At 48.9% G+C, this 12,404-nt stretch carries 8 protein-coding genes and 1 rRNA gene; 7 read left to right on the forward strand and 2 right to left on the reverse strand.

Features of this window, described 5'->3' with window-relative positions:
* Nucleotides 1–98 (forward strand): IS3 family transposase (locus tag FHS16_RS31280; RefSeq protein WP_183571614.1); only part of this gene is annotated, 98 nt, incomplete at its 5' end.
* An 81-nt stretch (nucleotides 99–179) separates the two neighbouring features.
* Here FHS16_RS31280 and FHS16_RS31285 read toward each other — a convergent pair.
* Nucleotides 180–1,199, reverse strand: a complete 1,020-nt coding sequence (locus FHS16_RS31285) for a DUF7309 domain-containing protein (RefSeq protein ID WP_183571616.1) — start codon at nucleotides 1,197–1,199, stop codon at nucleotides 180–182.
* Nucleotides 1,200–1,552: 353 nt separating this feature from the next.
* Here FHS16_RS31285 and FHS16_RS31290 point away from each other — a divergent pair, with 353 nt between their 5' ends.
* On the forward strand, nucleotides 1,553–1,768 hold the full coding sequence (locus FHS16_RS31290; protein WP_183571618.1) for a hypothetical protein: 216 nt from the start codon (nucleotides 1,553–1,555) through the stop codon (nucleotides 1,766–1,768).
* 65 nt (nucleotides 1,769–1,833) lie between these two features.
* Here FHS16_RS31290 and FHS16_RS31295 read toward each other — a convergent pair whose 3' ends face one another.
* Nucleotides 1,834–2,802 (reverse strand): sugar phosphate isomerase/epimerase family protein, encoded by a 969-nt coding sequence (locus tag FHS16_RS31295; RefSeq protein ID WP_183571620.1) that lies wholly within the window; start codon nucleotides 2,800–2,802, stop codon nucleotides 1,834–1,836.
* Between the two features lie 314 nt (nucleotides 2,803–3,116).
* On the opposite strand from FHS16_RS31295, the gene FHS16_RS31300 reads away from it, so the two are divergent.
* From FHS16_RS31300 to FHS16_RS31320, 5 genes are all read left to right on the forward strand, one after another.
* Complete coding sequence (locus FHS16_RS31300) at nucleotides 3,117–5,633, forward strand: U32 family peptidase (RefSeq protein WP_183571622.1); 2,517 nt, start codon at nucleotides 3,117–3,119, stop codon at nucleotides 5,631–5,633.
* A 187-nt stretch (nucleotides 5,634–5,820) separates the two neighbouring features.
* Nucleotides 5,821–6,531 (forward strand): heptaprenylglyceryl phosphate synthase, encoded by a 711-nt coding sequence (pcrB, locus tag FHS16_RS31305; RefSeq protein ID WP_183571624.1) that lies wholly within the window; start codon nucleotides 5,821–5,823, stop codon nucleotides 6,529–6,531.
* Nucleotides 6,532–6,787: 256 nt separating this feature from the next.
* Entirely contained in the window at nucleotides 6,788–9,169 is a 2,382-nt protein-coding gene (pcrA, locus tag FHS16_RS31310) for a DNA helicase PcrA (RefSeq protein ID WP_183571626.1), read from the forward strand.
* Nucleotides 9,170–9,232: 63 nt separating this feature from the next.
* Nucleotides 9,233–11,236: an NAD-dependent DNA ligase LigA gene (ligA, locus tag FHS16_RS31315; protein ID WP_183571628.1), complete on the forward strand. Its 2,004-nt coding sequence runs from the start codon at nucleotides 9,233–9,235 to the stop codon at nucleotides 11,234–11,236.
* Nucleotides 11,237–12,332: 1,096 nt separating this feature from the next.
* A 16S ribosomal RNA gene (locus FHS16_RS31320) occupies nucleotides 12,333–12,404 on the forward strand; the annotation flags it as partial.

Genomic DNA, 12,404 nt, shown 5'->3' on the forward strand with positions numbered 1-12,404 from the left:
AACGATACATTGATTACTACAATCACAAACGTATCAAGTCAAAATTAAAAGGCATGAGCCCGGTACAGTACCGAGCTCATGCCCAACAGGTTGAATAAAAATATTTGTCTAACTTTAAGGGGTCACTTCAGATTCAGCCTGCTTTCTTATTTATTTGGGCTTTAGATATTTAGAAATGCTCAATGGCCCCCGAATTGTGCAAATAAGGAATGTTTAAATTCATCAAGCATCATAGGACCTCTATGAGTAAAGCATTTTAAAGAGAAATAATCTAATATCGGTGATAAATATGGAAAGACTTCAGGCTTCGGGGCAACAAGCTTATCGGGCAGCTGTTTGATCATTTGTAGCAGCTCAATAAACTTTTGCGGAACGACAAGTGAAGCCTCTGATTGCTGAAACATGTGCATGGTAATAATCTGCTGTGAGTCCTGATCCATCACAGCGAGTGCCATCGGGAAATAAGGTCTACCTTGCTCCATCACGGGTGTAGGAATGAAAAAAAGATCGATTTCCCATACGCTTTGGGATGATTTAGCTGTTTTCTTCAACTGGGCTAGGAGCAGCTCGTTCTGTACGTACGATGATTGGTCTGATTCCATTTCATCCTCGTCAGCGGGCAGCAGCCACTCATTATGCCATGCTAATGCGCCGTTCGGTTGAGGTGTTGCAACGCGGTGGAGCAGTAGGTCATTGTTCGAAAGGAGTAATTGCGGATCTTCACTGACCGCAGATGCAACCTCTATGGCTTGTTCTAACGCTGCTGCTAGATAAGACACGTCATGGGCATGTTCAAGCGGCCAAGGGTAATATCCAGGTTGATGCAGTCGGAAGCTCGGCCATGCTCCGCGACCGCGAAACTTCAAACCGAGTTTTTTAATCATTTCTTTTTCCGTAGGATGAAGATCCTCGCGGTCATCAAAAGAAAGCATGAGGCAGTGTTGAACAAAAATAGGGTCCTCGTTTATTTCATCATTGAACATAGCAAGCAACGTATCCAAACCGTTTTTGCCCAAATATAGGGCCATTCCATAAAGCTCGCCACCCGCACCCATGATGCAGCAATAACCGGTTAAGCCGGAGTTGGGATCCTTGACGGCGAATATATCACCATTCTCCAAGATGTTCCATGGTTTAGCGGCCTTAAAAGCGATTGCGGCTTCATAAAGTCTTGTCCATTCCTTTTCAGTAGGTTGCATGTTAAATCCTCGCTTCTTCTATTATTTAGAATAAGTTGTTTATTTGCAAAAAAAGAAAGGAGAAGAATAAGTTAGGGTCTTTATATATAAAGAAAATCTGGATAATATCAAGGTTCAGAATAGACAAAAGCAACTTTTCTCATAGGTCAGTAATAGTGTGTTTTTTTACATTAGAGCCCGCTTGGCTTTTGATGTGTTCCCGTTATAGATTATCAATTAATAGGACAATTTAAAATAGCAGCAAAAAAAACGTGACAAACTTGTTACGATTCCCGATTCAGGCTTGCGTCGGAAGCCACAAAAAGCTAACATATAGTAAAATAGGTTACGTGCGAGAAAAAGGAGGTCCCTTCATGTTTTTAGCAGAAGAAGCAGCGAAAGCCGCAAGTAAAATCGGTACTTTCGATTGGTTTATGCTTGCCTTTACGGTATTGATCGCAATCGGATTCGTTCGGCTGTTGACGGCTCGTCCGAAGAAAAACATTTTCGCGATCGGCTTCACGGCCGTATCACTAGGCTTGTTCCTGTTGATCGACTTTATTATGATCACGAAAGTTTGGATGGCGTAGCATTTCGCATAGAAAAAGGTCTGCCGGACAAGTCTGGCAGACCTTTTTCTATGCTTCTATATGGATCAAACCCACCACATCTCGCCGAGCGGCTCGCGGATTAGAATTTGTTGGAGATTTTGAACAGCTTTGGTGAAGCCCTCGTCAACCGACATTAAGCCATCCTCGTGTTCGATGCTGACCACATAGTCATAACCGACAAGACGAAGCGCGCTAAGAATATCCGACCACACTTTCAGATCATGGCCGTAGCCAACCGTGCGGAATTGCCATGCGCGATCGAGCATGAGTGCGTAGGATTGCATGTCAGTAACACCATGATGGTTAACGTTGATCGGGTCAATCGTTGTATCCTTAGCGTGGAAGTGATGGATCGCTCCAGCGCGTCCGAGAATATGAACGGCTTGTACGGGATCGATGCCTTGCCACCACATATGGCTAGGATCAAGGTTAGCGCCAATTGCATTGCCCGCAGCTTCACGAAGGCGAAGCAGGGTAGCTGGGCTATGTACGGAGAATCCGCCGTGCAGCTCAAGGCCGATTTTTACGCCGCCAGCTGTTGCAAGCTTAGCGATTTCAGACCAATATGGAATAACTTTTGCTTCCCACTGCCATTTCAAAATATCTTGGAAATCGTTTGGCCATGGAGCAACCGGCCAGTTCGGATATTTCGCATCCTCATGGTCGCCTGGGCAGCCAGAGAATGTGTTGACAACAGCCACTTCAAGGCGATTGGCAAGCTCAATTGTTTTGCGGATAACCTCATCATGCTCCGTTGAGATTGCTTTTTGCGGATGCAGTGGGTTGGCGTGACAGCTAAGTGCGCTGATCATCAGTCCTCGTGACTCTACTGCTTGTTTAAACGCTTTCAGTTTTCCTTCGTCAGCAAGCAATGCGTCGAGATCACAGTGCGCGTCGCCAGGGTAACCGCCTGTACCGATTTCGATGGCGTCAAGACCTTTGGATGCGATATAGTCGAGTGCTTCCTCGAATGGTTTTTGTGCAAAAAGAACACTAAATACTCCTAATTTCATTTGTTCCTTTACCTCCCGAATCCATTGAATGGATTGATTTAGTAGTCCCATATAGTATACCACTTCTGTATTCAGAACACATAACCCAATCCACATTTAACACAATCGCATAACAACAAAGCAAAAACTAGTATAATAAAGGGCCAGGGTTGAAGAGAAGGTTCTTTTTTTGTTTTCAAGTCATTCATCTGTGTTCTTGTCGTTTCGAGAGCTGCAATAGGGTGCGGTACCAGTATTGTGTAGTGGTATAGATGACCTCGGTTTGTTAAGATAGTAGAAGCATGTTTTAAGGATGAGAGGAATGGATCGTTAATATGACTGAAACAATAGTAAGATCGGATATAGAGCTGCTGGCTCCGGCCGGCGATTGGGATTGCATGAGAGCAGCTGTGGCGAATGGCGCGGATGCGATATTTTTCGGTGTAGAGAAGTTTAATGCGCGGGCACGCGCGAATAACTTCCGCAGCGAGGAGCTGCCGGAAATTATGGCTTTTCTTCATACCTATGGTGTGAAAGGCTTTCTAACGTTTAATATACTTGTATTTGAAGACGAGCTGAGAGATGCACAGAAGCTGATTGAAATGTGTATCGACGCCGGCGTGGATGCAGTCATCGTGCAGGATTTAGGTCTGGTTAAGCTGATACGGGAGCTTTCGCCGGATTTTCCGATTCATGGCTCGACGCAGATGACGATTACTTCGCCGGAGGCTGTCGAGTTCACAAAACCTTTTGGGCTAGAACGAGTCGTGCTGGGGCGCGAAAATAACCTGAAGCAAATTCGTACGATAGGTGAGCAGGCGAAGCTGCCAATGGAAGTTTTCGTACATGGCGCATTATGTGTATCGTATTCAGGGCAGTGTCTCACATCCGAAATGTGGGGCGGACGCTCGGCCAACCGCGGAGAGTGCGCGCAGGCTTGCCGGCTGCCGTATGACCTTATGGTCGATGGAGAGATTCAACCTATGGGAGACATCGCATATTTGCTGTCGCCGAAGGACTTGGCGGCAATCGATATTGTACCGGAGCTCATCCAAGCGGGCGTGAAGTCGTTCAAAATAGAGGGACGTCTCAAAAGTCCCGAATATGTCGCGAATGTCGTGAGCAAGTATCGGCGCGCGATCGACAAATATTTCGACGGTGACCTATCGAAGCCGTCGGTGGAGGATGTGCGCGAGCTTCAGCAAAGCTTCTCGCGCGGCTTCACGCATGGCTTCTTGTCGGGAACGAACAATAAAATGCTCGTAGAGGGCACATTTCCCAAAAGCCGCGGCGTTTACCTCGGCCGTGTAGAGCGTGTGATGCGCGATGCGGTTACGCTGCGGATAGACGCTCCGCTTAAGCGCGGCGACGGCATTGTATTTGATGCCGGCGATCCAACAAAGAAGGAAGAGGGCGGCCGCGTTTACGATATTCGGCGCCAAGGCGTAAAAATTGAAGGCGAAGCACAGGAAGGCACGATGATCGAACTGGTTGCCGGGCGAAATGACGTGGATCTTCGTAAAGTACATGTAGGCGACCGTGTATGGAAGACAAATGATCCGGCGCTTGATAAGCGCCTGAGAGCATCCTTCGAAACGGAAAAGCCTTACCGTGTATTTCCGCTTCATATTCGGGTAACAGGAGCATTGGGGCAGCCGATGCGCACATGGTGGACGGATGTTCAGAAGGGAACGACCATCGAGGTCGTTACCGAGCTTGAGCTTGAGCAAGCGCAGAAGCGTCCGATGGATGCAGCTTTGCTGGAGGATCAATTGGGCAGACTAGGCGGTACCGTCTATCAGCTTGAGAAGCTGGAAGTCGAGCTTCAGGGAGATTTGATTGTTCCTATCCGCGAGCTCAATCGGCTGCGCCGCGAAGCGGTAGAGCTGCTGTCCGGCGAGCGTCCGAAGCCTCCTGTTTACGTGAAGCATGCAGTGGACGCGCGCGCTGATGTGCCGAAGAAGGATGTTTTGGCGCCGCAAAGCGGCAAGGATGCGAATTTGATTGCGTTATGCCGCACGCTCGAGCAGGTGCAAGCAGCAGTCAAAACCGATGTTTCTATCGTATACGCCGATTTTGAATTCATTAAGCAATTCCCTGCCGCAATTGCTGCTGCACGTGAGGCGGGCAAGCCCATTGCGCTAGCAACGCCGCGCATTCATATGCCAGGAGAGAATGGCTATCACGCGAACATTCTGAAGCTGCAGCCGGATGCCGTCCTCGTACGGAACACAGGAGCGCTGTACTATTATCTTCGTGCCCGCGCTGCTAATCCGGATAAGCCATTCCCTAAGCTCATTGGTGATTTCTCACTGAACGTTGCGAATCACAAAGCGGTCAACCTGTTTACTGAGGTGGGTCTGGATCTTATTACGCCGTCGTATGACCTGAATATTCAGCAAATGGTCGATTTATTGGAAAGCTCGGACACTTCGATGCTGGAGATGGTTATTCATCAGCATTTGCCGATGTTCCATACGGAGCATTGCGTATATTGCACCTTCATGAGCGAGGGCACCGACTTTACAAACTGCGGTCGTCCATGTGAGGAGCAGCGTGCTTCCTTGCAGGATCGTATTGGGATGGCGCATCCTGTACGCGTGGATGAGGGCTGCCGTAATACCGTATATAATGCGATCGAGCAATCAGGCGCTGAATATATTCGTAATTTCGTCAGCATGGGCGTATCCCATTTCCGTGTGGAGTTCCTAGAGGAGACGCCGGAAAAGGTGCTTGAGGTGCTTGGACTATACCGCGATGCGCTTGATGGCCGTATTAGCGGAACGCAGGTGTGGCGCAGCCTTAAGGCGATCAATCAGCTTGGCGTTACGCGCGGACAGCTTGTCAAATAATGATGGACATGCGATAGTAACGAATCAAAACCGACTTCTCACTTGCTGAGAGGGCGGTTTTCTTTTTCGGGGTGGATAAGTAGAGTAATCACATTGATTTGACACACTAATCACCCTGTCATAGCATAGAGGGATAACGCAATTATGCGGCATGCGATTTTGGGAAAGAAGCGAGGCGTGGTCTTACATGAATGGTAGTTGGTTCGCGAGCTGGAGGCATGTGTTTAAGCTTGATCCTGAACGAGTAATATCCGATGAAGCGCTTGATGCCATTTGTACCTCAGGAACGGATGCCATTATTGTCGGCGGCTCCAGCGGAGTAACGTTCGAGAATATCGTCGATCTGATGTCGAGGATCAGAAGATACGAGGTGGACTGTGCGCTTGAAGTGTCAACGCTCGATGGCGCGGTACCGGGGTTTGACGGCTATTTTATCCCCCTTGTTCTCAATACGAGCAGGGCAGAGTGGATTACGGGCTGGCAAACAGAAGGGCTGAAGGAATACGGCACCTTCGTGCCTTGGGAGGAAACCGCTGCACAGGGTTATATTATATTGAACGCAGAGGCAACTGCAGCCAAGCTGACAGAAGCACAAACGGAGCTAACGGAGACGGACCTGATTGCCCATGTTCGCATGGCGGATCGATTAATGAGGCTGCCGGTCATTTATTTGGAATACAGCGGCAGGTTTGGCGACATGCAGCTCGTGAAGCGTGCGCGTACGTCTGCCGTTCATGCCCAGGTTTTTTATGGCGGGGGCATAGACGGTGTGGACAAAGCGCGGCAAGCAGCGGAGGCTGCGCATACCGTTGTCGTAGGTAATATTGTGTACAGCGACTTAGCTGCAGCGTTGTCGACGGTATCAGCTGTACACGAGGTTGTCAGCAGCCGTCTGTAGGGTAGCGTAACGATTTCATGAACATCTGTTTGAAAAGAATGGTGCTGCACGGTATAGGAAGAATCGTTTTCTTATGCGGTATGGCGCTATTTTTCTGTTTAAGCGCACGAAGGTGCAAGAGTTTCTGATCAGACGGTCATTTCATTCCTCGAATGACGGATTTTGGACGGTGTTTTTTGCGTTTGTAAATTGACACAGGGATGGTCGTTGTCTACACTGAGAAGAGGCGAACATATGCGAACAAAGGAGTCGGACCATGTTTAATTTTATGAGCATCGAGCAAGCTGTACAGAAGCTGAATCCGCCGCAGCGCGAAGCCGTTCAAGCGACTGACGGGCCACTGTTGATTATGGCTGGAGCGGGCAGCGGCAAGACGCGCGTACTGACGCATCGAATTGCTTACTTAATCGAAAAGAAGCGTGTAGCGCCATGGAGTATTCTCGCTATTACCTTTACGAATAAAGCATCACGTGAAATGCAGGACCGGGTAAGCGCGCTCGTAGGCCCCTCGGGGCGGGATATTTGGGTATCAACCTTCCATTCCATGTGCGTGCGAATTCTTCGCAGAGATATTGATCGTATCGGTTTTACGTCAAGCTTCTCCATTCTGGATTCCTCGGACCAGCTTTCGGTTATCCGCGGCTGCATGAAGGATATGAACATCGACACGAAGAAGGTCGAGCCAAAGGCTGTTCAAGCGGCGATCAGCGGAGCCAAAAATGAACTGATTTCCCCGGAGCAATTTGAACAGAAGGTTGGCGATTATTTCGACGGCATCGTTGCCCAAGTATTTACGAAATACCAGAAGAAGCTAAGGAGCAACAACTCCCTTGATTTTGACGATCTTATTATGATGACGATTCAATTGTTCAAGGATGTACCCGAGGTGCTGGAGTTCTACCAAAATAAGTTCCGCTACATTCATGTGGATGAGTATCAGGATACGAATAGGGCGCAATATATGCTGACGCGGATGCTAGCCGATAAGCATCATAATATCTGCGTTGTCGGCGATAGCGACCAGTCCATATACCGTTGGCGCGGTGCGGATATTACGAATATTTTGAATTTCGAAGGCGATTATCCCGAAGCGCGTACGATTATGCTGGAGCAAAATTACCGTTCAACCGCGAATATCTTGGATGCAGCCAATGCGGTCATCAAGCTGAATACCGGCCGCAAGCCGAAGAAGCTGTGGACGGATCAAGGCGCAGGCGACCTTATCGCGCTGTACCAAGCGGATACGGAGCACGACGAGGGGTATTTCGTAACGGGCGAAATCCGCAAAAACGTGAATAAAAGCCATAAATTTGCCGATCATGCGATATTGTATCGTACCAATGCGCAATCACGGGTAATAGAGGAAATACTGATTAAATCGGATATCCCTTATCAGATCGTCGGCGGCATAAAGTTCTATGATCGCAAAGAGATCAAGGATTTGCTCGGTTATTTGAAGCTGGTTTCGAACCCGGATGACGATATCAGCCTAGTGCGGATCATCAATGTACCGAAGCGGGGAATTGGCGATACGACCGTCGGCAAGCTGGCGGATGAAGCGGCGCGGAGAGGCACATCCATCTATCGCGTACTGAACCATTTAGGCGATGTTGAGGTTAACGGCCGCACGCGCACGCTGCTGCGGGAGTTTTATGAGATCATCGACAATCTCACGCGAATGGTTGAATATTTGTCCGTTACGGAGCTGACGGAGAAGGTGCTTGAGCTTTCTCAATATCGGCTTGAGCTTCATCAGGAAAATACGCTGGAGTCGAAAGCTCGGCTGGAAAATATCGATGAGTTTTTATCAGTGACGATGGATTTCGAGAAAAGGAACGAGGATCGTACACTTGTAGCGTTTCTTACCGATCTTGCTCTCATTGCGGATATTGATTCCTTGAACAAAGATGAGGAAGAGGCAGAGAGAAACAAGGATGCCGTAACGCTCATGACGATGCACAGCGCCAAAGGCCTAGAATTTCCTGTGGTGTTCATTATCGGAATGGAGGAAAGCGTGTTTCCGCACAGCCGTGCGCTTGCCGATAATGAGGAGCTGGAGGAGGAACGCAGGCTTGCTTATGTAGGGATAACGCGTGCTGAGAAAAGGCTGTATCTCACCTGTGCGCGCATGCGTACGCTGTTTGGCCGAACGAGCTCGAATCTGCCTTCGAGATTTTTGCAGGAAATACCGGAGAGCGTCAGAGAAGGCGCATCCAGCGGCAGCGGTGGATATTCTCGTGCTGGCGGAGTGAGAAGCGGAGTTAGCGTTACGGGCGGAACGGGAAGCGCAACTGCTGGGAGCCGTGGGACTCCGGGTCGCAATGGGGTCGGCGGCTCTGGAGCAGCAGCACCTGGCATGCGCGGAGCAAGCCCGGCAGTCGGCGGACGAGGCGGCGTGCGGGTAAGCACGCCGCTCCAGGATGCGGCACGCACGGCGCAGCAAAGCGGCGGGTCAGCAGGAGCCGCTGCCTCTGGCGACTTCGCTTCTGGTGAACGGGTTTCCCATGGCAAATGGGGGATCGGCGTCATTGTCTCTGTGAAAGGGACGGGCAAAGACATGGAGCTCAATATCGCTTTTCCGGCGCCTGTCGGCATTAAACGTCTGCTTGCGGGATATGCGCCAATAACGAAAGTGTAAGTTCTGCCCGTTATTCTGAACGATTAGAAGGAGGAGCATTCCGTGAACGCTCAATTAGAGAGGATGCAGCAGCTTGTCGCGGTCATTACTGACCATAATTATCGGTATTACACGTTGGATCAGCCATCCATTAACGATGCGGATTACGACAAGCTATATGACGAGTTGACTGCGCTCGAATCGGAACTAGGCATGATCCTGCCTGAATCTCCAACGCAGCGGGTAGGCGGTGATCTACTAAAAGGGTTCGAGCCTTACAAGCATCGCTCCCGTTTATGGAGTCTAGACAAAGCGCAAAACGTCGAGGATCTTCTAACCTGGAATACGCGGCTGCTAAAGGCCGTAGCTGATTATAACGCCAAGAACCCAGGCGAAGAGCCGCTGCCAAAGCCGGCCTACGTCGTAGAGCTGAAGTTTGACGGCCTGACGCTTAACCTTACTTATGAGGACGGACAACTCGTACAAGCAGCGACTCGCGGGAACGGTACCGTTGGGGAGGGCATTTTGCAGCAGGTGCGCACGATTCGCTCGATTCCGCTGACGATTCCGTTTAACGATGGCATCGTTGAGGTGCAGGGTGAAGGCATTATGCAGCTCTCTGTTCTGGCTAAGTACAATGAGACAGCTGCTGATCCGCTTAAGAATGCCCGTAATGCAGCAGCTGGAGCGCTGCGCAATCTTAATCCAAAGGTTACGGCGGAGCGAAAGCTTAATGCGTTCTTTTATAACGTGGGCTTTGCCGACGGTGTTGCGTTCGAGAACCATCGCGAAATGCAGCAGTTTCTCAATGAAAATCGTTTCAAAGTAAATCCTTACGTAACCTATCTGGATACGATTGAAGAAGTGCAGGATGAACTGCTCCGCGTTACGGAACAGCGCGAGAAGTTGGATTTCCTGATCGATGGTGCTGTTATCAAGGTTGTGGATATGCGGACGCGAGAGGCGCTAGGATACACGGATAAATTTCCTCGCTGGGCAGTAGCGTTCAAGTTTGAAGCGGAGGAAGCATCAACGGTGCTTGAGGCTGTATCGTGGGAGGTTGGCCGTACGGGTAAAATAACGCCAGTAGCACGTGTGGAAGCGGTCGAGCTTGCGGGTGTAACGGTTCAGAACTGTACGCTTAACAATATAGGCGATATTGAGCGCAAAAACCTCAAGTTCGCTTTGGGGACGCTAGTTACAATTCGCCGCTCCAATGACGTTATCCCAGAAATTCTCGGGAAAGCGGATGAAGAGCCGGGGCAAGAGATCGTATTTCCAACGGTATGCCCATCTTGTGGGACGGAATTGGAGCAGCGCGGTGCTCATCTGTTCTGCAACAATAAACTAGGCTGCCAACCGCAAATTATTGGACGCATCACACACTTTGCTTCGCGTGATGCGATGGATATCGATACGTTCAGCGTTATGACAGCAGATCAGCTGTACAAAGATTGCGAGGTGAGGGATCCGGCCGATCTATACGCCCTGACCTATGATGACCTTATTAAACTAGAACGCTTCGGGGAGAAAAAGGCTCTTAAGCTGCTTGCCGCTTTCGAAAAGTCCAAGGATAGAGAGCTGGCTTCATTTCTATTTGCGCTTGGGATTCCGAATACGGGCAAAGCGACGACCAAAATGCTTGCCGAGCATTACGGGAATTTAGATGCCATCATGCAGGCTGAGGCATCGGAGCTTATTACGCTGCCGGACGTTGGAGGTATCGTGGCAGAAAGCATAGTCGGCTTCTTCCAAGATCCGATTATTATGGCCAGCATAGCGAGAATGCGTGAGCTTGGCGTTAAGGCAGAAGCGGAGCAGCAACTAGTAGCCAGAAACGACAGTGTGTTCAGCGGGAAAACTGTTGTGCTTACGGGCACGTTGCCCACAATGTCCAGAGATGAGGCGGCAAAGCTTCTTGAAGCCTGCGGCGCCAAAATTTCCGGAAGCGTGTCGAAGAAAACGGATTTTGTCGTTGCTGGCGAAAGTGCGGGAAGCAAGCTGACGAAGGCGCGTGAGCTTGGTATTACAGTCATTGAAGAGGAAGCGGAGCTGCTTCGTTTATTAGGTGAAACGGTCGAGCAGTAGCGACTGCTTCTGTAATGAGAAGGGTCTGATACGGAGGCGTTGACCTCAGTATCAGACCTTTTTTTTTTGCTATGAGGCAGCGAGCGGCCTTCGGCTTTTTTTGATGAATCAGGTGGTGAAGCTTCCCATCCAGCTTGAACAAGAACATCATGTCGGGAACTAAGCTCGAATAAAGATTTAAATCGCTGCGGGCGTATCTCAACTCTTTTCACCGCCTATTTGCTTTGCGTAATATCATGAACAACGAGCATGTACCTTTGTTGAATGTGTTAGGTGGAATATAGCGGCTAGCCGATAATCCGAACGATAATGCTCGTTTTGTTATCTCCAGGGACCAGCCAAAGCTTCTGCTCGCTATACTGCACTCCTTCTAATGATTGCGATTGCTACAGACTTCCTCAAGCGGAAGCAGCCTTGCAAGCCATCTACCTAATAGTAAACAGTTGCAGAGTTCGGGTTGGAGGCGGATTTTTCGAATCCATATTCACTCGCCGCATCATAGCATGAAATGAGGTTTCCTTCTTTGCTATTAATGATGACAACGTCGTTCATTTGGTTGAACAGCAATTTGTTGTCCGAGTGAAGCAATGGAATGCGCTCTTGCTTGCGAACCGCGTATAGTGCAGTGCTTATCATAAAAGCAGCAGACAAAACGATGAGCAAAGGTCCGTACGCACTTTCGATACCCGGAAGGAGATCTGCTTATAACTTTTGTTAAGGCGTTACACGCCATCGTTAATATCCATATAGATCGTATAGTTCCGCTTCTTCAAACGTGGTAAATTTATTGAGAATTATTTTAATTATTGCAAGGTCGTTATATTCGAGTTGTTTATTATTTGTAAAATATTTCAACTTGTTTTATATTTGCGTAAGTGATATATTATTTCTTGTCGCTTCTGAGGCACACCAAAACAACTGATTGAATCGCAGAAAAAGTGAAACAAGCAGTTGACAACGTCGAGTGAAGATGATAATATGATTTCTTGTCACGACAAAATGTGACAAACAAGTTCTTTGAAAACTGAACAAATGGATCACGTCGATCCGATAATGTTTTACAATAGCTAGTTAAGTAATGAGCATTTCAAACACCAATTTGGAGAGTTTGATCCTGGCTCAGGACGAACGCTGGCGGCGTGCCTAATACATGCAAGTCGAGCGGATC

Source organism: Paenibacillus endophyticus (assembly GCF_014192395.1).
In the GTDB taxonomy this organism is placed as follows: Bacteria; Bacillota; Bacilli; order Paenibacillales; family Paenibacillaceae; genus Pristimantibacillus; species Pristimantibacillus endophyticus.